This is a genomic window from Nesterenkonia aurantiaca (genome assembly GCF_004364585.1).
Taxonomy (GTDB): domain Bacteria; phylum Actinomycetota; class Actinomycetes; order Actinomycetales; family Micrococcaceae; genus Nesterenkonia; species Nesterenkonia aurantiaca.
On the sequence record NZ_SOAN01000007.1, the window covers coordinates 179,268 to 199,366 of the forward strand.

Annotated in this window: 21 protein-coding genes; 12 read left to right on the plus strand and 9 right to left on the minus strand. The window is 66.3% G+C overall.

From position 1 onward, the window contains the following. Positions 1–4 precede the first annotated feature (4 nt). The 4 genes from EV640_RS10220 (at position 5) to EV640_RS10235 (ending at position 3,459) form a co-directional block, all read left to right on the plus strand. Positions 5–1,882 (plus strand): glycosyltransferase family 2 protein, encoded by a 1,878-nt coding sequence (locus EV640_RS10220; protein ID WP_133726400.1) that lies wholly within the window; start codon positions 5–7, stop codon positions 1,880–1,882. Further along, the gene (locus EV640_RS10225; RefSeq protein ID WP_036475485.1) at positions 1,879–2,211 is read left to right on the plus strand and encodes an STAS domain-containing protein; all 333 of its coding nucleotides are present in this window, start codon (positions 1,879–1,881) and stop codon (positions 2,209–2,211) included. Before EV640_RS10220 ends, EV640_RS10225 begins: the two co-directional genes overlap by 4 nt. Then, positions 2,204–2,620 carry an ATP-binding protein gene (locus EV640_RS10230; RefSeq protein WP_036475486.1) on the plus strand — a complete coding sequence of 139 codons (417 nt, stop codon included), beginning with the start codon at positions 2,204–2,206 and terminating at the stop codon, positions 2,618–2,620. The genes EV640_RS10225 and EV640_RS10230 overlap by 8 nt, the downstream gene beginning before the upstream one ends. 131 nt (positions 2,621–2,751) lie before the next feature. Further along, positions 2,752–3,459: an MBL fold metallo-hydrolase gene (locus EV640_RS10235; RefSeq protein WP_243832296.1), complete on the plus strand. Its 708-nt coding sequence runs from the start codon at positions 2,752–2,754 to the stop codon at positions 3,457–3,459. A gap of 85 nt (positions 3,460–3,544) precedes the next feature. Here the strand turns inward: EV640_RS10235 and EV640_RS10240 are convergent, their stop codons facing one another. Continuing rightward, positions 3,545–4,087 carry a TetR/AcrR family transcriptional regulator gene (locus tag EV640_RS10240; RefSeq protein WP_036475490.1) on the minus strand — a complete coding sequence of 181 codons (543 nt, stop codon included), beginning with the start codon at positions 4,085–4,087 and terminating at the stop codon, positions 3,545–3,547. A gap of 108 nt (positions 4,088–4,195) precedes the next feature. Between EV640_RS10240 and EV640_RS10245 the strand changes: the two genes are divergently transcribed. After that, positions 4,196–5,764 (plus strand): APC family permease, encoded by a 1,569-nt coding sequence (locus EV640_RS10245; protein ID WP_133726389.1) that lies wholly within the window; start codon positions 4,196–4,198, stop codon positions 5,762–5,764. Beyond that, positions 5,764–6,996: a saccharopine dehydrogenase family protein gene (locus tag EV640_RS10250; RefSeq protein WP_036475491.1), complete on the plus strand. Its 1,233-nt coding sequence runs from the start codon at positions 5,764–5,766 to the stop codon at positions 6,994–6,996. The genes EV640_RS10245 and EV640_RS10250 overlap by 1 nt, the downstream gene beginning before the upstream one ends. A gap of 40 nt (positions 6,997–7,036) precedes the next feature. On the opposite strand, the gene EV640_RS10255 is transcribed toward EV640_RS10250, so the two are convergent. Continuing rightward, positions 7,037–7,594 carry a flavin reductase family protein gene (locus tag EV640_RS10255; protein ID WP_051501164.1) on the minus strand — a complete coding sequence of 186 codons (558 nt, stop codon included), beginning with the start codon at positions 7,592–7,594 and terminating at the stop codon, positions 7,037–7,039. Between the two features lie 118 nt (positions 7,595–7,712). Between EV640_RS10255 and EV640_RS10260 the strand changes: the two genes are divergently transcribed. Then, a complete protein-coding gene (locus tag EV640_RS10260; RefSeq protein WP_036475493.1) occupies positions 7,713–9,236 on the plus strand; it encodes an acetyl-CoA hydrolase/transferase family protein in 1,524 nt (507 codons plus the stop codon). After that, on the plus strand, positions 9,233–10,630 hold the full coding sequence (locus EV640_RS10265) for an ASCH domain-containing protein (protein ID WP_133726390.1): 1,398 nt from the start codon (positions 9,233–9,235) through the stop codon (positions 10,628–10,630). The genes EV640_RS10260 and EV640_RS10265 overlap by 4 nt, the downstream gene beginning before the upstream one ends. Here EV640_RS10265 and EV640_RS10270 read toward each other — a convergent pair. The 4 genes from EV640_RS10270 to EV640_RS10285 are packed head-to-tail and all read right to left on the minus strand — an operon-like array spanning position 10,623 to position 13,048. Continuing rightward, positions 10,623–10,997 (minus strand): hypothetical protein, encoded by a 375-nt coding sequence (locus EV640_RS10270; protein ID WP_036475495.1) that lies wholly within the window; start codon positions 10,995–10,997, stop codon positions 10,623–10,625. The two genes, EV640_RS10265 and EV640_RS10270, sit on opposite strands and share 8 nt — an antisense overlap. Further along, entirely contained in the window at positions 10,994–11,650 is a 657-nt protein-coding gene (locus EV640_RS10275) for a hypothetical protein (RefSeq protein WP_036475497.1), read from the minus strand. The genes EV640_RS10270 and EV640_RS10275 overlap by 4 nt, the downstream gene beginning before the upstream one ends. Before the next feature lie 58 nt (positions 11,651–11,708). Next, positions 11,709–12,620, minus strand: a complete 912-nt coding sequence (locus tag EV640_RS10280; protein ID WP_235181026.1) for an EamA family transporter — start codon at positions 12,618–12,620, stop codon at positions 11,709–11,711. Then, entirely contained in the window at positions 12,617–13,048 is a 432-nt protein-coding gene (locus tag EV640_RS10285) for an RDD family protein (protein ID WP_051501165.1), read from the minus strand. The genes EV640_RS10280 and EV640_RS10285 overlap by 4 nt, the downstream gene beginning before the upstream one ends. A 238-nt stretch (positions 13,049–13,286) precedes the next feature. Here EV640_RS10285 and glnA point away from each other — a divergent pair, with 238 nt between their 5' ends. Next, on the plus strand, positions 13,287–14,711 hold the full coding sequence (glnA, locus tag EV640_RS10290) for a type I glutamate--ammonia ligase (RefSeq protein WP_036475498.1): 1,425 nt from the start codon (positions 13,287–13,289) through the stop codon (positions 14,709–14,711). A 127-nt stretch (positions 14,712–14,838) separates the two neighbouring features. On the opposite strand, the gene EV640_RS10295 is transcribed toward glnA, so the two are convergent. After that, entirely contained in the window at positions 14,839–15,270 is a 432-nt protein-coding gene (locus tag EV640_RS10295) for a VOC family protein (protein ID WP_036475500.1), read from the minus strand. A gap of 61 nt (positions 15,271–15,331) precedes the next feature. Between EV640_RS10295 and EV640_RS10300 the strand changes: the two genes are divergently transcribed. The 3 genes from EV640_RS10300 to EV640_RS10310 all read left to right on the plus strand — a co-directional run bounded on the left by EV640_RS10300 (position 15,332) and on the right by EV640_RS10310 (position 17,799). Continuing rightward, a complete protein-coding gene (locus EV640_RS10300) occupies positions 15,332–15,556 on the plus strand; it encodes a hypothetical protein (protein WP_133726391.1) in 225 nt (74 codons plus the stop codon). Between the two features lie 441 nt (positions 15,557–15,997). After that, on the plus strand, positions 15,998–17,029 hold the full coding sequence (locus EV640_RS10305) for an LLM class flavin-dependent oxidoreductase (RefSeq protein WP_036475504.1): 1,032 nt from the start codon (positions 15,998–16,000) through the stop codon (positions 17,027–17,029). A gap of 89 nt (positions 17,030–17,118) precedes the next feature. Then, entirely contained in the window at positions 17,119–17,799 is a 681-nt protein-coding gene (locus tag EV640_RS10310) for a type 1 glutamine amidotransferase domain-containing protein (RefSeq protein WP_036475505.1), read from the plus strand. A 604-nt stretch (positions 17,800–18,403) separates the two neighbouring features. Here EV640_RS10310 and EV640_RS10315 read toward each other — a convergent pair. Both EV640_RS10315 and adhP read right to left on the minus strand, forming a co-directional pair. Further along, the gene (locus EV640_RS10315) at positions 18,404–18,745 is read right to left on the minus strand and encodes a carboxymuconolactone decarboxylase family protein (protein WP_036475506.1); all 342 of its coding nucleotides are present in this window, start codon (positions 18,743–18,745) and stop codon (positions 18,404–18,406) included. A 78-nt stretch (positions 18,746–18,823) separates the two neighbouring features. Further along, entirely contained in the window at positions 18,824–19,852 is a 1,029-nt protein-coding gene (adhP, locus tag EV640_RS10320; protein ID WP_133726402.1) for an alcohol dehydrogenase AdhP, read from the minus strand. Positions 19,853–20,099 lie beyond the last annotated feature (247 nt).

Genomic DNA, 20,099 nt, shown 5'->3' on the forward strand with positions numbered 1-20,099 from the left:
CTGGATGGAGTCCCTCAACTGGGAAGCCTGGTGGATCGCGGTGCCGCTGGTGATCGCCGAGACTTACAGCCTGATCGACACCTTCCTCTTCGCCGCCACCATGTGGCGGGCCAAGGAACGATCGGGCCCGGAGTCTCCCCCCACAGGCACCGTGGACGTCTTCATCACCACCTACAACGAGCCCATCGCGATGGTCATGGCCACGGCACGGGCGGCAAAGAACATCGCCTATCCACACCAGACCTTCGTCCTCGACGACGGCGACCGCCCGGAGATGGCGGCCGCCGCCCAGGCCGAGGGGCTGGGCTACATCACGCGTTCCGCGGACTGGACCGACAAGCCTCGCCATGCCAAGGCCGGAAACCTCAATAACGCGCTGTTCGAGACCGAGGGCGAGTTCCTGCTGATCCTCGACGCCGATCAGATTCCAGATCCTCTGATCCTGCACCGCACGCTGGGCTACTTCGCCGACGATGAGCAGGTCGCTCTGGTCCAGACCCCGCAGTGGTTCATCAATGTGGACGAGGAAGATCCTCTGGGCAGCCAGGCACCGCTGTTCTACGGACCGATCCAGCAGGGCAAGGACGGCTGGAACGCCGCCTTCTTCTGCGGATCCAATGCCGTACTGCGGCGCGAGGCGCTGATGCAGCTCGGCATCGTGGGCTACGTTCGGGGACTCCAGGACTCTACGCAACGGACCTTGCGCGCGGCCGAGAGGCTGCTCTCCCGCGAAGCCCGGCGCAATCAGCCAATACCAGCTCTGCACGCCGCTCTGAAGGATCTGCGGGTCGAGGTCTCTCGGGCCCGTGCCGAGGTCTCTGCCGGGGAGCCCATCGCCGATGTCACCTATCGCCTGCAGGGACAGATCACCGAGGCATCCCGCCTGCTGGTGAAGAACGACCTGGACCTGATGGCCGAGGACCTCGCCGCCATCCAGTCGATCCCGGTTCAGCGCGACTCAGAACTGGGCACAGTGGTCATCGATCAGGTGGGCCTGGACGCACTCGCCACCCGAGAGCTTTCCCCATTGGCCGCGGTGAAATCTGTCGCCGCGCTGGTGGACGCACTGCGCGTGGACCGCCCCGACGAGGCCCAACCGATCCAGCCGTTGGCCACCATCTCGGTGACCGAGGACATGGCCACCGCGATGCAGCTCCACAGCATGGGTTGGCGCAGCGTCTACCACCACGAGATCCTCGCCCGAGGACTCGCCCCGGAGGACCTGCAGACGATGCTCAAACAGCGGCTGCGCTGGGCCCAGGGCACGATGCAGGTGTTCCTGCGCGACAACCCACTGGTCAAGCGGGGACTCTCAACCGGTCAGCGACTGATGTACTTCGGCACGATGTGGAGCTACCTCGCTGGCTTCGCCGCGATCGTCTACCTCTGCGCTCCGGTGATCTATCTGATGTTCGGGGTGATGCCGGTGACCGCGTGGAGCGGGGACTTCTTCGCCCGATTCCTGCCATACTTCCTGATCAACCAGCTGCTCTTCCTGATCGTGGCCCGAGGAATCCGCACCTGGCGAGGCCAGCAGTACTCGCTGGCGCTCTTCCCGGTCTGGATCCGCGCCTGTACCTCCTCTGTCGCGAACGTGGTCTTCAAGAAGCCACTGAGCTTCGTGGTCACCCGTAAGGACGGTCGAGTGGGCGGCACGCTGCCGCTGCGCGAGGTCTGGCCCCAGCTCACCGCGATCGCGGTGTTGATTATCGCGCTCATCACCGGCATCATCCGGGTGCTGATCGGCACCGCGGACGGCACCGGCACCCTGGTGAACACCGTGTGGGTGGCCTACTCGCTGGCCGCGCTGAGCATCATCATCCAAGCCCTGCGCTATAAGGGACCCGCAGCACATGCCGAAGAGGCAGAAGGAGCATCATGAATCTCAATGTCACCACCCATGCACGGTATGCGGTCGTGCGCCCGGAAGGCCGGCTCACCGCCTCGGCCGCACCCCGGCTCAAACAGGCGATGCGAAAGCTCATCGAGGAGGGGAATCCGCGCATCGTGGTCGACCTGGGCCAGACGGATTTCATCGATTCCTCCGGTCTGGGCGCGCTGATCGGCGGGTTGAAGGCCGCCCGGCTCGCCGAGGGTGATCTGCGGCTCGCCGCCGCCAGCGAGTCGGTGCAGAGCGTCCTGAAGCTGACCAGCCTCGATCGCGTGCTGCGGGACCACCCCACCGTCGAGGCGGCATTCGGCGATGAGTGACGGCAGCACCCGGGCCACCTTGACCGGCGTCGCGGAACTTGGCTTCGTGGACCAGGTGCTCGACGCGCTGCAGAACCTCTTCACGGCAGCCGGAGAGCTCTCCCTGGAGGACCGCACGTTGTTCTCCCTCGCGGTCAGCGAGATCGCCACCAATATCGTCACCCACGGCAGATGTGCCGGGGGCGCGGAGGTGACCGTCACGGCAGACATGAGCATCGACAAGGAGGCCCTTTCAGCCCGGTTCAAGGACGACGCAGCGCCGGTCACCATCGCCCTCAATGAGGCCGAGCTCCCCGACGAGCTGGCGGAGTCAGGCAGGGGTCTCGCGATCGCGAAGATGGCCCTGGACCAGCTCAGTCACGAAGTGGACGAGGGACACACCTGGACGCTGGTCCGGAAGCGCCGCTGACGGTCTGCTGAAAGCTCAGCCCGGGTCACGCTTGACCAACCGCCGTGTGGAGAACCAGGATTGACGAAACCCCTCACGGAACGGAACCGCAGCACATGATCGAATACGGCGTCGCCCCTGGCATCCATCTCGTGTCGCAGGCGAATGTGAACTGCTACGTCGTCGAGGCCGAGGACGGCATCACCCTGATCGACGCCGGACTGCCCCGAATGTGGCACGAGGTCATGGAGGTGCTCAAGACGCGCCAGCGGATGCCCTATGAGGTGAAGGCACTGGTGCTGACGCATGGACACTTCGATCACCTGGGCTTTGCGCTGCGCGCGCAGCAGAGCCTGGGCATTCCCGTGATCATCCACCACGAGGACGCAGAGCTGGCCACGAGGCCGTATCGCTACGTCACCGAGCGCAATCGGCTGCTCTACCCGCTGGGCCACCCGCAGTCGCTTCCGCTGCTGGGACGAATGGTGGGCTCCGGCGCGCTGACCGTCAAGGGCGTCCATGGCGTGCAGCTGATGACGGCCGGATCGGTGCTGGAGGTTCCGGGATTCCCTGTGCCGGTGCACACCCCGGGACACACCGACGGACACTGCATCCTGCACTTCCCTGACCGCAGGGCGGTCTTCACCGGGGACGCCCTGGTCACCCTGGACCCCTACACCGGGCAGACCGGTCCGCAGATCGTCGCCGGGGCCGCCACCAAGGACACTGCGCAGGCGATCAGCTCCCTGGACGCCATCGCACTCACCGAGGCCGACCACCTGCTCCCAGGTCACGGAGCCGTCTGGTCCGACGGGGCGGAGGCCGCCGTGACGGCAGCCCGCGAGGTCGGCAGGCACTGAAGTCAGCGGACCCTGAGGTCGGCACGCACTGAAGTCAGCGGACCCTGGGGTCGGCAGGCACTGAGAGCCGCGCGGCACCAAGCGCTCAGTAGCGGATGGTGCCGATCAGGCGGACGATCCGGTCGATCGTGGCCGGATCGGTCTCCTCGGGCATGGCGCCGGTGCCGGTGAGCGAGGCGTTGAAGTAGATCCCATCACCGAGCAGCATCACCAGGTGGACCATGTCCTCGTGGCCGACCGCGTCCATCAGCACCTCGAACCATTGGGTCCGGCACCTGGCGAGGAGTTCGTTGGCTTCCGGATGCGATCCCTGCGCCAGCCGTGTGACCGCCATATTGCAGCGTTCCAGCGGGCTCTCCACCTCGAGCGAGCTTCTGATGTAGTAGTCCGCGGCCCGCGAGGGGTCCGACCGCATCACCGCCAGATCGGCCTCCACCAGGCTCTGCAGCCGCTCGAACAGCGCTGCCGCCAGCTCATCCTTGGATCTGAAGTGATAGGTCAGCCCGCCCTTGGAGACCCCTGCGCGCGCAGCGATGGCCTCAAGGGTGGCGCTGCGTTCCCCCTCGGACACCAGGATGTCCTGGTACGCGGTGATCAGCCGGTGAACGGTGCTCGGAGCATGGCCCATGACAGCGATTCTAGGGCCTATCAAAAAAACCGACTAGTCGGTATAGTGGCGCGCATCACACCACACCGGGTCCTTGACGCTGACCCGGCCGGGGATCGGAGGAACACCATGAGCCAGGCAGCTCTCGGGAAGAATCCCTCTGGCGCGCCGCCGGGTGCGGGCAAGGGTCTCTCCGCCGGCACGCTCGGCGTCTGGGGATCGGTGGTCATCGGACTCGCCTCCACCGCCCCGGTCTATTCGCTCGCAGCCTCCCTGGGATTCGTGGTCCTCGCGGTCGGGGCTCAGGCGCCCATCGCGTTCATCCTGGCGTTCATCCCGATGCTGTTCATCGCCTTCGCCTACCGAGAGCTCAACCGAGAGATTCCCGACTGCGGAACCTCCTTCACCTGGGCCACGAAGGCCTTCGGCCCGTGGGTGGGTTGGATGGCCGGCTGGGGGGTGGCGGTCGCTGGCATCATCGTGCTGGCCAACCTGGCGCAGATCGCCGGGATCTACCTCTGGCTCCTGATCGGCGACGGTTCCCTCGCCGAGAACTCCCTGGTGGTCACCGCCACCGGGGTGTTCTTCATCGCCGCCATGACCTACATCAGCTACCGCGGGGTCGAGATCGGCGCCAAGCTGCAGAACGTCCTCCTGGGGATCCAGTACCTCGCACTGGGCCTCTTCGTGGTGTTCGCACTGATCGGGATCGCCGACGGGACCGCCGAGAACGCCACCTCACCGTCCCTGGACTGGTTCAACCCCTTCGCCTTCGAGAGCGTCGCCGGATTCACCGAGGCGGTGCTGCTGGCCCTGTTCATCTACTGGGGCTGGGACGCCTGCCTGGCGCTGAACGAGGAGACCCGCGATGCCCGTCGGATCCCGGGACTGGCCGCCCTGATCTCCACGGTGCTGCTGCTGATCACCTATGTGGGAGTGACCGTGGCCGCCATGATGTACGCCGGAGTGGGCGAAGCGGGGGTCGGCCTGGGAAACGAGGGAAACGCGGAGGACGTGTTCTTCGCTCTGAAGGATGTCGTCCTCGGCCCTGCCGCATGGCTGCTCGTGGTGGCGGTGCTCGTCTCCGCGGTCTCCTCCACCCAGACCACCATCCTGCCCACCGCCCGGGGCACCCTCTCCATGGCGGTGTACCGGGCGCTGCCGAACCGGTTCAGCACGGTGCACCCGCGTTTCAAGACCCCGTCCTTCTCCACGCTGGTCATGGGGGTGTCCGGGATCGGGTTCTATGTGGTGATGACCCTGGTCAGCGAGAACATCCTGGCCGACTCCATCCTGTCCCTGGGATTGGCGATCGCCTTCTACTACGCCATCACCGGGTACGCCTGCGTCTGGTACTTCCGCCGGGAGCTGTTCACCTCGGGCCACAACTTCGTCTTCCGCTTCCTGCTCCCGCTGCTGGGCGCATTGATCCTGAGCGCGGCGTTCATCAGGTCAGCGATCGACATGGCCGACGTCGACTACGGATACAGCGTGCTCCTCGGCGTGGGCGGCACCTTCGTCGTCGGCATCGGCTCGCTGGCCCTTGGCCTGGTGCTGATGCTGCTCTGGCGGACCCGTTCCGGGTCGCTGCCGTTCTTCCGCGGGGAGAGCCTGAACGCCGAGACCGCCGTGCTCGTGCCCGACTCCCCCGATGCGACCGATGCACGCCCACGTTCGATCGATGGAGGCTTGACCTGATGCGCATTCTCATCATCGGAGCCGGCGGCGTGGGATCCGCCGCCGTCCGGATCGCCGTTCGCCGCAGATTCTTCGACCGGCTGGTGATCGCCGACTACGATCCCTCACGGCCGCAGGCCCTGGTGGACTCCCTCGAGGACGATCGGCTGGTGGCCGAGCAGGTGGATGCCTCCTCGGCAGAAGCGGTGGCCGAGGTCATGCGGAAGCACCAGATCACCCATGTGCTCAACGCGGTGGATCCGCGGTTCGTGATGCCGATCTTCAACGGCTGCTTCGCCGCGGGGGCGACCTACCTCGATATGGCGATGAGCCTCTCGATCCGGCACCCGGAGCAGCCATACTCCAAGACCGGGGTGATGCTGGGCGACGAACAGTTCGCCCTGGCCCCGCAGTGGGAGCAGGCCGGTCGGCTGGCCCTGGTGGGCATGGGCGTCGAGCCTGGACTCTCCGACGTCTTCGCCCGCTACGCCGAGGATGAGCTGTTCTCCTCGATCGAGGAGCTCGGCGTGCGCGACGGGGCGAATCTGGTCGTGGCGGGGGCCGACGGCGAGCCGGCCTTCGCGCCGTCCTTCTCGATCTGGACCACGATCGAGGAATGCCTGAACCCACCGGTGATCTTTGAGCGCGAGACCGGCTGGTACACCACCGAGCCCTTCAGCGAGACCGAGGTCTTCCACTTCCCCGAGGGGATCGGAGAGGTGGAGTGCGTCAACGTGGAGCACGAGGAGGTGATCCTGATGCCCCGTTGGACCAAGGCCCGGAAGGTGACCTTCAAGTATGGGCTCGGCGACGAGTTCATCGACGTGCTCAAGACCCTGCACAAGCTCGGTCTCGACTCCACCGAGCCGCTGATGGTGAAGGGGGTGCCGGTGGCCCCACGCGACGTCGTCGCCGCGGCGCTGCCCGATCCCGCCACCCTGGGCGATCGCATGACGGGAAAGACCTGCGCAGGTCTGTATGTGACCGGACTCGGCAGGGACGGTGAACCCCGGGCGGTGTACCTCTACCATGTGGTGGACAACCAGTGGTCGATGGCCGAGTACGGCTCGCAGGCCGTGGTGTGGCAGACGGCGGTGAACCCGGTGATCGCGTTGGAGCTGCTGTCGAAGGGGACCTGGCAGGGCAGCGGCGTCCTGGGCCCGGAGGCCTTCGACTCCCGGCCGTTCCTGGAGCTGCTGGCGGCCGAGGCGCCGCTCGGCTACGGATCGCCCTGGGGCCTCGAGGAGCGCTAGAGACTTCCGGCCCAGCGCCGCGCCGCGCGGTCCGGAACCCCTAGTTCGTGAAGTACTTCCACTTCGTCATCTCATCGCTGAGGTCATGCAGCTCACCATTGGTGGAGAAGGTCCCGTTGCCCCGGTGGTGGAACTCCGGGGTGGGCGCCGCATCGGGCCGGATCCAGGCGGCCGTGGTGCGCAGCAGCCACAGCGAGTAGTCCTCCACCAGGGAGTCGTCCTCGACCTTGCACTCGATATTGGCCACACACTCCCCGATCAGCGGCGCAGCCACGCTGACTCCTGGCACCCGGGTCAGCCCGAAGTGGTCCCACTTGTCCAGGTCCTCTCCGGAACAGTTCCCCACCTGCACCGTGGTGCGCATCAGATCGGCACCGGGAATGCCGATCACGCACTGCCGGGTGGCCTGCAGCGTCGCGAAGCTGGCATCCCAGGTGCCCACGATCACCGCCAGGATCCCGTCGTGGCGGACCGGCATGTTGAACGCGTTGGTCATGATGTTGTCGCGGACGCCGTCGGAGGTCGAGATCAACACCGTGGGGCCCGGCTCGATCAGTCGGTAGGTGTCTCGGACCGGATAGGGCACGAATCCGTTCATGGTGCGTCCTCCGTCTTGAGCTGGGGCTGAGGTGCGGGTCGACCCGGCCTCGTGTCACCCAGCGTAGCGCCAGCGCTGCGGATCCCGGCAGGGTCTCTGTTCGCCTAGGCTGGGTTGAATGAGCGCTGTTTCGAGTCGAATCACCTGCCCCACGCTGGCCACCAAGGTCACCACCGCCGCTGAGGCCGCCCGCTGGATCCACGACGGCGACCGGGTCGGGATGAGCGGCTTCACCGGTGCCGGGTACCCGAAAGCGGTCCCTGCGGCCCTGGCCGAGCGGGCCAAGGACGCCCACGCTCGCGGCGAGGACTTCGGCATCGACCTCTGGACCGGGGCGTCGACCGCGCCCGAGCTCGACGGCGTGCTCGCCGAGGCCCGCGCGGTGCGCAGACGGCTGCCCTTCCAGTCGGACCCGACCATGCGTGAGGCGATCAACACCGGCGAGACCGATTACATCGACACCCACCTGAGCCACTCCGCCCAGCAGGCCTGGTTCGGCTTCTACGGCAAGCTCAACGTCGCGGTCATCGAGGTCGCCGCGATCCTCCCCAACGGACTGCTGATCCCGGGCAGCTCGGTGGGCAACAACAAGACCTGGCTGCAGCTGGCGGACAAGGTCATCCTGGAGGTCAACGACTGGCACCCGCGGGCCTACGAGGGCTTCCACGACATCTACTACGGCACCAAGCTGCCCCCGGAGCGCCGACCGCTGCAGCTCACCGACCCGCTCCAACGCATCGGGGATCCCTACCTGCGCGTGGACCCGGAGAAGGTGGTCGCGGTGGTCGAGACCGACGCGCCGGATCGGAACCTGCCCTTCAAGCCCGCCGACGAGCAGTCCAAGGCCATGGCCTCCCACGTGGTGGACTTCCTGCGCTACGAGATCGAGCAGGGCCGGCTGCCCAAGAACCTGCTGCCGCTGCAGTCCGGCATCGGCAATGTCGCCAACGCGGTGATGGCCGAGCTGGCGCACAGCGAGTTCGAGGACCTGCTGGCCTATACCGAGGTCATCCAGGACGGCATGCTCGACCTGATCGACACCGGCAAGCTGACCGCGGTCTCCGCGACCTCCTTCTCGCTCTCCGCCGAACGCGCCGAACAGTTCAACGCCCGCGCCGGAGAGTACAAGGGCCGGATCCTGCTGCGCACCCAGGAGGTCTCCAACCACCCGGAGGCCATCCGTCGGCTCGGAGTGATCTCGATCAACGGGATGGTGGAGGCGGACATCTATGGCAACGTGAACTCCACCCATGTGATGGGCAGCTCCATCATCAACGGCATCGGCGGCTCCGGGGACTTCGCCCGCAACGCCTACCTCAACTTCTTCGTCTCCGGCTCGATGGCCAAGGCCGGCGCGATCTCCTCGATCGTCCCCTTCGCCAGCCACATCGACCACACCGAGCACGACACCCAGATCCTGGTCACCGAACGAGGCCTGGCGGACCTGCGCGGCCTCTCCCCCGCGGCCCGCGCCCGCAGGATCATCCGCAACTGCGCCCACCCGGACTACCAGGACCTGCTGCAGGACTACTTCGACCGGGCGGTGGCGCAGAACCAGCGCGGCCGGCACACCCCGCACCTGCTGGGCGAGGCACTGAGCTGGCACGAGAACTACCAGCGCACCGGCCGGATGAAGCCGTGACACCTGCACCGATGCTGACCGCAGAGCAGATCGACGCGCTGCCCCCGATGGACTTGGCCTTCGGGGAGCTGCGCGCGCGTCTCACCGGCGCGGTCATCACCGGGGTCAAGACCATGACCACCAGCCTGCATCGCAGCTACCTCGCCGAGGCCGAGCCGCTGCCGAGACCTGGGCTCCAACGACTCCTGGGTGTCCAGGAGGAGAGCCTGGGCGTCGTCGAGGTGATGGAGGTGGCTCTGGTGCCGCTGGGAGAGATCTCCCAGGAGGTGGCCCGCGGCGAGGGTGAGGGCTACGCCTCCGTGGCGGCCTGGCGCGAGGTTCATGAGGATTTCTGGCGCAGCACCGGCGAGATCGCGGACGGCGAGACCCAGGGACCCGGCCTGGGCGATGATGAGCTGATCGTCGTCGAACGCTTCCGTTGGCTTCCCGAACACAGCCTGGTCCCCGCACCGCGGCCGCGACGGGTCGGGATCGTGGTGACCGATGACTACTCGAAGGCCCCTGACCGGGACACCGATCCGCTGATCGCGGCGCTGCAGCGGTGTGACATCGCGGCTGAGCCGGTCATCTGGCACCACTGGGAGCCGGGACGGGAGTATGACCTGCTGGTCGTCCGCACCCCCTGGGACTACTCCTCCAGACCGCAGGATTTCCTGGCCTGGCTGGAGCGCGCAGCGGCGCAGGTCCCGGTGCTCAACAGTCCCGCGCTGATCCGCTGGAACCTGGACAAGGTCTACCTGCGCGAGCTCGAGACTGAAGGGCTCGCCAGCGTGCCCACCAGCTGGGCCGAGGACGACGCCGCGCTGCGTCGCGGGCTGGCCGAGCACGGCGAGGACTGGGTGGTGATCAAGCCCAGCATCTCCGCCGGCGCCTTCGACACCGAGCTGCTGCGCGCGGACTCGGCCGCGGCGCTCACCCTTGGCGAACGGATCCTGGCCCGCGGCCTCACCGTGATGGTCCAGCCCGAGATCCCGGAGCTGAGTCAGGGACGGGAGAAGGCGCTGTACTTCATCGATGGGCACCACACGCATGCGATCTCCAAGGGTGCGCTGCTGGCCCGCGGCGGAGGTCTGCGCGGCGGCACCTACCTGGAGGATCCGCAGCTGGTCCAGGCCTCCGCCGCCGAGATCAGGTTCGGTGAGCGCACCCTGGCCGCCGCGGCCCGAACGACTGGAACCGAGACCCCGCTCTACGGCAGGATCGATGTGGTCGATTCCGCCCGATACGGAATCGTGCTGCTGGAGGCGGAGCTGTTCGAACCCGCGCTGAATCTGCACCGCGCACCCTGGGCCACTGACGAGCTGGCTCGCGCGATCGACCGCCGGCTGACCCAGAGTGTGGAGCCTGGAGCCGGCGCGAAATCGCTGACCGGCCGACGCGAGCAGCTCAGCTGATCGCGCCGATCACGGCCAGACCGATCAGGCCCAGCGCACCGGACCAGATATAGCTGGCCAGGGTACCGATGATGAATCGTTCGGTGGCCTTCGCGCGCTGGTCGGCCTGCCAGGCGCGCAGCTCTGGGTAGCGGCCGAGACCCTTGACCGCCAGGACCACCGCGATCGCCTCGGGATAGCCGCCGAAGACCGCACCCGTGATCGCCAGCCTCTCCAGGATCCCGATCCAGGTCCCTCCACGCAGGATGCCAGGACCGTAGCCCTCGGGCTCCACCCGGCGCAGCAGCCAGCCCACCAGGAGCGCGCCCAGAAATGCCGAGAGGCCCAGGGCCAGCAGCACCACCGCCGAGATTGCAAGCCATGTCATAGGTGTCCACCTTCTTGGTCCTGAGCAGGGTCGATCTTCCAGCTGCCTTCGCCAGCGGCGGCTGAGATCAGGGCTGCCACGACAGGTCGGCTGCGTCGCTCCTCCTCCAGCATCGCAGAGCGCGCCCGCTGACTGACCGCTGACACGGTGATTCCCAGCTCGACGGCGATCTGCGCTCGGCTGTGCCCCTGTGCGGTCAGGTCGCTGACCTCCCAGCCGGTGTCCGCGCGTCGTCGCACCACCCCGCCGAGCAGCTGCAGCACCGAGGTGGCGGCCGCGGCAGCTTCCTTGTGATCCCCCTGGACCACCAGCGGGACCGGTTCGGCCTGACTGCGGGCTCGCTCCACGGCATACCGGGCCTGGATGAACGCACTCCCGGAGCTGGCCCGAGCGCTGGCACCCAACGGGTGCGTCACGGTGCCGGCCCCGATGCCCACGGCCCACTGTTCGGTGCGGCATAGCGCCAGCGCGAGATCCACCGCCGCCTCGGCGCTGCTCAGCAGGATCTGCACCTCATCGCCCACGGTGCGCTCCAGCGGCAGCGCGATCTGTTTCTGCCAGCGAACACTCCAGGGTGTGAGCTCCGCGAGCAGCGCATCGACCCGTTCCCCGGTTTCGGTGCTGCGGCGCTGATCAGCAGTGACGACGAACATGAATACAGGCTACAGCCTGCAATAGAGGGTTTCAAGGGTAGGGCCTGTAAACGTCTGATCACCGGGAGGGACCTGGACCGGCTGCACCGCGGGGCGGGGGCCGCCGGAGCGGGCCGCTGAGCGTGAGCGCATTGCTCAACACCACCAGCAGGATGCCCGTCCAGGCGATCAGCGGCAGCTGCTGGGCCAGGAAGCCCGCCCCGATCAGCGCCGCGAAGAGCGGGTGCAGAGACATCCCTAGACCGAACACCACCGGAGAGATGTGGCGCAGCACGATGAGATCCAGCGAGTACGGGACCGCAGAAGCCAGGACTCCGGCGACGGCGGCGAAGAGGAACGCCTCCAGCGGCGGCTGCAGATGCCAGACGATCACCGCGGCGACCGGCAGCAGTCCCAGCGCCGAGATGGCGGTGCCGACCGCGACGCCCTGGACCCCCTCCAGGCGCTGGCCCACCACGCGATTGGTCAGGATGTACCCGGCCCAGCAGCCCGCCGCGAGCACCGCGAAGCCCAGGCCCAATAGGTCGCTGGTGGGTCCCGGGCGAGTCAGCAGCACCACTCCGGTCAGGGCCATCAGGGCGCACAGTCCGTCGCGGGGGCGCCGGGAGGAGAGTACGGCGACGGCGAGCGGACCGAGGAACTCGATGGTCACCGCGGTGCCCAGCCCCACCCGGTCCAGGGCGGCGTAGAGTGCGGTGTTCATGCCGGCGAAGAACAGGGCCAGCAGCAGCACCGGGGACCACTGGCTGCCGGTGAAGCGCCAGAACCGAGGCCGGGCGATCGCCAGCAGGACGGTGGCGGCCACCAGCTGGCGAGCCGCGACCACCCCGACCGGAGTGAGGCCGCTGAAGGCGAGCGAGCCGACGGCGGCGCCGGACTGGGTGCTGAGCGCGCTGGCGCAGATCACCGCCAGGCCGCGGCCCGGGCGTCCGCTGAGTCGACTGACCCTTGCGGGTCCGGGGGCGCTCACATGCGCAGCTGGACGGTGCCGGCTGCCCGATCATGGGCGCCGCGACCGTCGGTCCCGATGAGGATGACCGGAAGGATCAGCAGCAGCAGCAGCGTGCGGACCGTGGACCAGAGCGGGCCCGGCAGGCTCTGGCCGCGGACCACCTGGATCCGCATCAGCCGCTTGCCGATGGTCACGCCGAGCAGTCCGATCAAGATGACGTGGATGGCCACGAAGATGCCCAGGGTCATCAGCTCCTCGCCGCCGAAGAAGGCCATCGAGATCAAAGTGGCAATCCCCCAGTCGATGAACAGGGCGAAGATGCGTCGACTCCAGGGCGCCATGCTGCCGGGGCCTGACTCCGGCAGACCCAGCTGTTGCCCGGCCCATCGAGGTCCTCCGGCACCCGCCGCGGAGCCGCCAGGGGGTGCGCCGTCGTTCTTCGCCACAGATCTCCTTCTGCTTCGGATATGAGAGAGTGATGCTTGACATGTGGCCGTACGAGCACGGCCCTGGTCAGTCTATTCCTCCGACCGGGGACGCCTTGTCACAGGCCCATGAGCAACTTAAGTTACATGACGGAAACATTTGCGTGATGGCCGGGAAACGCCCGGCCCATAGCGTGGGACCGAGCGTTCACCCCAGTTACGCACGCAAGCCCAGCCACCTGACGAGGAGCACGGACGTATGTTCACAAGCCCTGACGAAGTTCTGAAGTTCATTGAGAAAGAGGATGTCGTCTTCGTCGACGTCCGCTTCACCGACCTTCCTGGCCTTCAGCACCACTTCAACCTCCCGGCTAAGACCGTTGACCTTGACTTCTTCGAGAACGGACAGCTCTTCGACGGCTCTTCCATCCGAGGGTTCCAGGGCATCGCCGAGTCCGATATGCAGCTCATCCCCGATGTGACCACCGCGTACCTCGATGAGTACCGCGTGGAGAAGACCCTGGTCATGACGTTCTCGATCGTCAACCCGCGCACCGGCGAACCCTACGCCCGTGATCCCCGCGGCGTGGCACAGAAGGCCGAGGAGTACCTCGAGGCCTCAGGCATCGCCGACACCGCATTCTTCGCCGCCGAAGCCGAGTTCTTCCTCTTCGACGATGTGAAGTGGCAGTCCAGCCCGGATGCGTCCTTCTACTCCCTGGACTCTGATGAGGCCTCCTGGCAGTCCTCCGAGGAGATTCCCGGCGGAAACCTCGGTCACAAGATGGCCACCAAGGGCGGATACTTCCCGGTCAGCCCCCAGGACAAGAGCGCGGACCTGCGCGACGCGATCTGCGTGGCGCTCGACGCCGTCGGCCTGGAGGTCGAGCGCTCCCACCACGAGGTCGGTGGCCCCGGTCAGCAGGAGATCAACTACAAGTTCAACACGTTGACCCACGCTGCCGATGACCTGATGAAGTTCAAGTACATCGTGAAGAACACCGCGGATCAGTTCGGCAAGTCGGCCACCTTCATGCCGAAGCCGATCTTCGGCGAGAACGGCTCCGGCATGCACTGCCACCAGTCGCTGTGGACCGATGGCAGCCCGCTGTTCTTCGATGAGAAGGGCTACGCGAACCTCTCCGACACCGCCCGCTGGTACATCGGCGGTCTGCTCAAGCACGCCTCGGCCGTGCTGGCCTTCACCAACCCCACGGTGAACTCCTATAAGCGCCTGGTCAAGGGCTATGAGGCTCCGGTCAACATGGTCTACTCGCAGGGCAACCGCTCGGCCGCGATCCGCATCCCGATCACCGGGGCGAACCCGAAGGCCAAGCGCCTGGAGTTCCGCGCACCGGATCCCTCCTCCAACCCCTACCTGGCCTTCTCCGCACAGCTGATGGCCGGCCTGGACGGAATCCGCAACCGGATCGAGCCCGCAGACCCGATCGACAAGGACCTCTACGAGCTGCCCGCCGAAGAGGCTGCCAGCATCCAGAAGGCTCCCGGCTCGTTGGAAGAGGCGCTGCTGGCTCTGGAGGCCGACCACGAGTTCCTGCTCGAGGGTGGAGTCTTCACCGAGGACCTGGTCAAGGCCTGGGTCGAGTACAAGCGTGAAGAAGAGATCGCCCCGCTGAACCTGCGGCTGAACCCCTATGAGTTCGAGCTGTACTACTCGGTCTGATCTCACACCGAGCTTCAACAGCTGCGGCCCCGCACCGGAGAATCGGTGCGGGGCCGCAGCTGTATCTGGGACCGCTGTGTCAGGGCCAGCATGGTTCAGGGCTGGCACGGTTCAGGGCTGGACCACATCAGCCCAGGGGCGCGGTGAGCTCCAGGTTGATGCCGTCGGGGTCCTGGAAGGAGAGGATCGCGAGCCCGGCATCACGGAGATCGTTGATCTCTCCGTGTTCAATGCCCGCGCCGGTGAGAGCCTGCGCCGCGTCTTGCAGCGCATCTCGAGAGTCGACCGCGAAGCTCAGGTGATCGAGTCCGGTGGTCTGGGCATCGAACGAGGTCTCCCCCACCGGACGCAGACCGACCAGCGTCCCCTGGGGCGTCTGGTAGATCACTCCGCCGTAGAACTGCTCCTGGGAGGCCCGAACCGCTGGATCGTGGGCATGTGCCGAGGTGTCCACCACGGCGGGCCAGCCGAAGACCTGGTCGTAGAACGCTTTGGAACGCGCGATATCGGTGACGGTGAGCCGGACGTGTGCCAGCCCGTTGCTGTTGATGAGAGCCATGGCCTCACGGTAGCCCGCAAGCCGCTGACCTGACCGGACGCTGCTCGCCAGACTGCTCTTTGTGACAAGGCCAGGACCGCTGGATGTGGTCGACGTCTTCGTCCACACCGTGGTGCTGGGACTCTTCGTCCAGTCCTTGCCGGAGGCCATCTCGGAGTCGTCGGCGATGACGCTGCTCACGGGAGTGGTCCTGGGGCTCACAGCCCTGATCTTACGTGGCGAGGTGCAGCTGGGCGGCACCCGGGGACTCCTCGATCCCAGACCTGCTTCGGTCTCACCGGACTGAGGGTCTAGCACCCCTCGGCGGTATGGAAGCTCCTCACGTCCCCCAGAAACGTGGCGATGCCGGCGGTCTCACAGTTTGACCAGATCAGGAACCCGTAGGTCAATACGGTAAGAAGCAACGAGCCTGCTGCCAGAGAGACGCCGAAAGATCGCGCCGGGTGCTGACTCTCCGAGGCTGATTGATCGACTGTCTCCACGGCGTGACTCCTCCTCTCCAGATCGAATGCTCGACGAGAGAGATCGAACTGTTCCGGCATTCCAGACGGAGGAAATGGGATCGTCTGCGTCGTCTGGTTCTGCATCAGCAAAGCAATTCGAACATATCATTTTGGTTCAATGCGTCAACCAAATTTCACCGTGTCCGGCCAAATGGCTCGGATCGAACCCGTGCCGGTGCTCACGTCGCGGAATGAGAACACTCCCCCTGGCTGTTGCATCCAATATGCCCAACACCGCTTCGCGCCCGCTGTCCCTCCTTGACCTCGCGTTCGTCCGCCCGCCCGAGACCATCGCCGACGGCATCGCTCGCAGCGTCCGGCTCGCCAAGACCGCAGACAAGCTGGGCTATACGCGCATCTGGTTCGCCGAGCACCACAACATGCCCAATATCGCTTCCAGCGCCACGGCCCTGCTGATCCAGCATGTGGCGGCCGCGACCCAGAACGTGCGGGTCGGCTCGGGCGGCATCATGCTTCCCAACCATGCCCCGCTGATGATCGCCGAGCAGTTCGGCACCCTCGCGACGCTCTACCCCGACCGGATCGACCTGGGCCTTGGCCGTGCGCCCGGCACCGACGGCCCGACCATGCGCGCACTGCGCCGCGACGGCACCGAGGCCGACCGCTTCCAGGCCGATGTGATGGAGCTCAGCGGCTACCTCACCGGTCACAGCCGGATCCCCGGGGTCAACGCGTACCCGGGCTCGGGCACCGACGTCCCGCTCTACATCCTGGGGTCCTCGCTCTTCGGCGCCCAGCTCGCGGCGCAGCTGGGCCTGCCCTATGCGTTCGCCTCACACTTCGCCCCGCAGATGCTGAACCAGGCGGCCCACATCTACCGCGAGCATTTCGACGCGACCCATTCGCTGCTGGGTCCGGACGCGCAGCCGCACTTCATCGCCGCGGCCAACGTGATCGCCCACGACGACGCCGAGATCGCCAGGGAGCAGAAGACCCTGGCCGAGAACGCGTGGATCAAGAACCACCTGGGCCGCAACCGGGCGATCACCGATGAGGATGTGGTGATGCTGCGCGACCACCCTGCCGGCCAGCAGGTGCTGAGCATGCTCTCCCGGGCCGCTGTCGGGAATCAGGAGGAGGTCGTCTCCTGGCTGGATGCCTTCGCTGAGGAGGTCCAGGCCGATGAGCTCATGCTGGTGAACCTGGCTCCTGAGGAAGCAGTCCAGCACCGCACCTTGGAGCTGCTCGCACCCAGCGTGAGCGTCTCCCAGCACACCCGTTCGCAGGTCGCCTGACCGCTGAACCCAGGTCGCTGCGCGTCCTTTGACCGCGCGCGGCACCACCTCCTCACCACCGTAAGACCGTCTATTTCAAGGAGTTCCCCATGAAGGTCCTGATCGTTCTCACCTCCCACGACGAGCTCGGCGACACCGGCAAGAAGACCGGGTTCTGGCTCGAAGAGCTCGCCGCCCCGTATTACCGGTTCAAGGAAGCCGGTTATGAGATCACCCTGGCCTCCCCGCAGGGCGGCCAGCCGCCACTCGATCCTGCAAGCAACGTGCCGGACTTCCAGACCGATGACACCCACCGGTTCGAGGACGACGCTGAGGCCACTGCCGCCCTGGCCGAGACCCTGCGCCTGGACACCGTCTCCGCCTCCGACTACGACACCGTGTTCTACCCGGGCGGCCATGGCCCACTCTGGGACCTCGCCGAGGACCCCGCCTCGATCCGTCTGATCGAGACCACGCTTCGCGCCGACAAGCCCGTGGGGCTGGTCTGTCACGCCCCGGGTGTGCTGCGCCACGCCACTAACGAAGACGGCACTCCCCTGGTGCAGGCAAAGCTGGTCACCGGCTTCACCAACACCGAGGAGGCCGGGGTCGACCTGGTCGACGTCGTGCCCTTCCTCGTGCAGGACGAGCTCACCAGGCTCGGTGGCAGGTACTCCAAGGGTGAGGACTGGAGCTCCTACGTTGTTGAGGACGGCCTGCTGATCACCGGTCAGAACCCTCAGTCCTCCGCAGAGACCGCCCAGGCCCTGATCGCCAAGCTCGCAGTCTGAGTCTGACATCAGCCCGGCCGGCTGGGTTAGTCTCAGGCTTCCCCGGCCGGTCTGGGCCGTCGTGTTGCATGAGGCAGCCTGGGTCTTCGGTCCATCGTGGGCCGATCCATCGCACCGGTTGCCCTGGTTCCTCGATCACCGTTGCATCCGGCCTCTGCGACAGGTGAGCAGGACAGACTCAACGTCGCTGACCAGTTCTTCCGGCAGTGACGCACGGCAGCGAAAGCGAGCCGATCTCCTGGGGAAGGTCGGGGCCGCATATCCACAGCTGGCTCGCCGGCGGTCTCGGCCCCCTGCGCCGGACAGACCCGAACCGCGAATGCACTCCGGGTTCGGCGGTATGCCCCGCGTCGTTCTCGCGCGGTGCTGCCGCGGTGCTGCTTCGCGTCTGCACAAGCACCCGTCATTCGTCGGATGAGCGTCCAGATAGTGGAATCTCGAACAGAGGACAGCCCGGAGGGCCGTCGGTCCCCGGAGATCAGCCGAGGCAGGGCTCCGGGGACTCTCGCCAGGCGGAACTTCATGCCTCGGTGACATTCGGTCCGCCTGCGAGCCTCATCAGTGGGCGGGCCCTCGAGAAGCGAGAGCGGACCAGGAAGGCACCTCACCCACTGTTGGCCTCATCCTGGAAGAACTTCATCGCCATCCAACCGTGCGTCACCGCGCCACCTGCACGAAGCGCTGCGGAGACCATGACGGCTTCGGAGATCTCCTCCTCGGACGCCCCAGCCTTATACGCACCCCTGGAGTGGATCTCGACGCAATGAGGACACTGGGTAGTGGTCGCTACTGCGATCGCAATGAGTTCGCGGGTTTTTTTGGACAATACATGGTCGTTCTCGGAAAATACGGCGCCGTCGAACGCCGCGAAAGCCTCGAATCCTTTCGGGTATTTTTCCTTGATATTCTCCATGTATTTCGCGTCCGATGACTCATAATGCATCATATTTGTTCTCCAACGCTCGTATTTGCTTTCGTATTATTCACGGGCGGCACTTTCGACCGTCCACGGGTCTGGCTTCGGTCAGCGCTGCGGGGTGGCGCTGTAGTCCACCACCACGCGCCCCTCAATCTTGGCGTGCTGCATCTCGTCGAGAACCGCGTTGATGTCCTCGAGTGGACGGCGGCTGTACGTGGGATGGATCTTTCCCTGGGCGTAGAACTCCAAGGCTTCCACCATGTCCTGGCGGGTACCCACGATCGATCCGCGGATGGTCAGCCCCTTCAGCACGATGTCGAAGATCGGAGCGGGAAATTCTCCCGGGGGCAGACCGTTGAACACGATGGTTCCGCCGCGTCGAGTCATGGCGATGGCCTGGCCGAATGCCTTGGGGTGCACGGCGGTGACCAGGACGCCGTGGGTCCCGCCGGTCTTCTCCTGTATCTCGATGGCCGGATCCGCCACCATGGCGTTGACCACGATCTCGGCCCCGTGCTGCTTGGCCAGGGCCAGCTTGTCGTCAGCGATGTCCACCGCGACGACTCGCATGCCCATGGCCACCGCGTACTGGACAGCGATGTGGCCCAGACCGCCGATGCCCGAGATCACCACCCACTGGCCGGGGCGGACCTCTGTCTGCTTCAACCCTTTGTATACGGTCACGCCGGCGCAGAGCACAGGTCCGACCTCGTAGGGGTCAGAACCCTCGGGGATGAGGGGGGCGTACTTGGCGTCGACGATCATGTACTCGCCGAACGATCCGTCGACGCTGTATCCCCCGTTGCTCTGAGACTCGCACAGCGTTTCCCACCCGGTTCGGCAGTATTCGCAGGTTCCGCAGGCACTCCACAGCCAGGCATTGCCCACCAGCTGCCCCACCGAGAGCTCGGTGACCCCCTCACCAAGCTTCTCCACGGTGCCCACACCTTCATGCCCGGGGATGAACGGCGGACTGGGCTTGACCGGCCAGTCGCCCTCGGCGGCATGCAGGTCGGTGTGGCAGACGCCCGAGGAGATCAGCTTGACCAGGGCCTGTCCCGGCCCTGGCTCGGGAATGGCCATCTCTTTGATGGCGAGGTCCTGGCCGAAGGCCTCGACGACCGCTGCCCTCATCGTGGTTTCGTGGGCTGGTGGAGTGTGCGAGTCCGTAGTGGTGGAGGAAGCGCTGACATGGCTCATGATGACTCCTGGGTGGTGGCGGGACTTCTTCTGGAGGTCCGGGTCGAGACTGAGGCTGCCGCCTGTTCCCGGGCCGATGCCTGAGAAATAGTCGGGTGTGCGTATGGACCATGCCGGCTTCTCGGAGCGGGCTTCTGTTCACGCGGCCTCTTCTCGTGACTGTAGTCACATCCGAGTTGCG

Excerpts from the sequence above, each read along its gene's own strand:
- EV640_RS10220 (WP_133726400.1), top strand. The coding sequence starts at position 5 with ATGGAGTCCCTCAACTGGGAAGCCTGGTGGATCGCGGTGCCGCTGGTG.
- EV640_RS10225 (WP_036475485.1), top strand. The coding sequence starts at position 1,879 with ATGAATCTCAATGTCACCACCCATGCACGGTATGCGGTCGTGCGCCCG.
- EV640_RS10230 (WP_036475486.1), top strand. The coding sequence starts at position 2,204 with ATGAGTGACGGCAGCACCCGGGCCACCTTGACCGGCGTCGCGGAACTT.
- EV640_RS10240 (WP_036475490.1), bottom strand. The coding sequence starts at position 4,087 with ATGGGCCATGCTCCGAGCACCGTTCACCGGCTGATCACCGCGTACCAG.
- EV640_RS10245 (WP_133726389.1), top strand. The coding sequence starts at position 4,196 with ATGAGCCAGGCAGCTCTCGGGAAGAATCCCTCTGGCGCGCCGCCGGGT.
- EV640_RS10250 (WP_036475491.1), top strand. The coding sequence starts at position 5,764 with ATGCGCATTCTCATCATCGGAGCCGGCGGCGTGGGATCCGCCGCCGTC.
- EV640_RS10255 (WP_051501164.1), bottom strand. The coding sequence starts at position 7,594 with ATGAACGGATTCGTGCCCTATCCGGTCCGAGACACCTACCGACTGATC.
- EV640_RS10260 (WP_036475493.1), top strand. The coding sequence starts at position 7,713 with ATGAGCGCTGTTTCGAGTCGAATCACCTGCCCCACGCTGGCCACCAAG.
- EV640_RS10270 (WP_036475495.1), bottom strand. The coding sequence starts at position 10,997 with ATGACATGGCTTGCAATCTCGGCGGTGGTGCTGCTGGCCCTGGGCCTC.
- EV640_RS10275 (WP_036475497.1), bottom strand. The coding sequence starts at position 11,650 with ATGTTCGTCGTCACTGCTGATCAGCGCCGCAGCACCGAAACCGGGGAA.
- glnA (WP_036475498.1), top strand. The coding sequence starts at position 13,287 with ATGTTCACAAGCCCTGACGAAGTTCTGAAGTTCATTGAGAAAGAGGAT.
- EV640_RS10295 (WP_036475500.1), bottom strand. The coding sequence starts at position 15,270 with ATGGCTCTCATCAACAGCAACGGGCTGGCACACGTCCGGCTCACCGTC.
- EV640_RS10305 (WP_036475504.1), top strand. The coding sequence starts at position 15,998 with ATGCCCAACACCGCTTCGCGCCCGCTGTCCCTCCTTGACCTCGCGTTC.
- EV640_RS10310 (WP_036475505.1), top strand. The coding sequence starts at position 17,119 with ATGAAGGTCCTGATCGTTCTCACCTCCCACGACGAGCTCGGCGACACC.
- EV640_RS10315 (WP_036475506.1), bottom strand. The coding sequence starts at position 18,745 with ATGATGCATTATGAGTCATCGGACGCGAAATACATGGAGAATATCAAG.
- adhP (WP_133726402.1), bottom strand. The coding sequence starts at position 19,852 with ATGAGGGCAGCGGTCGTCGAGGCCTTCGGCCAGGACCTCGCCATCAAA.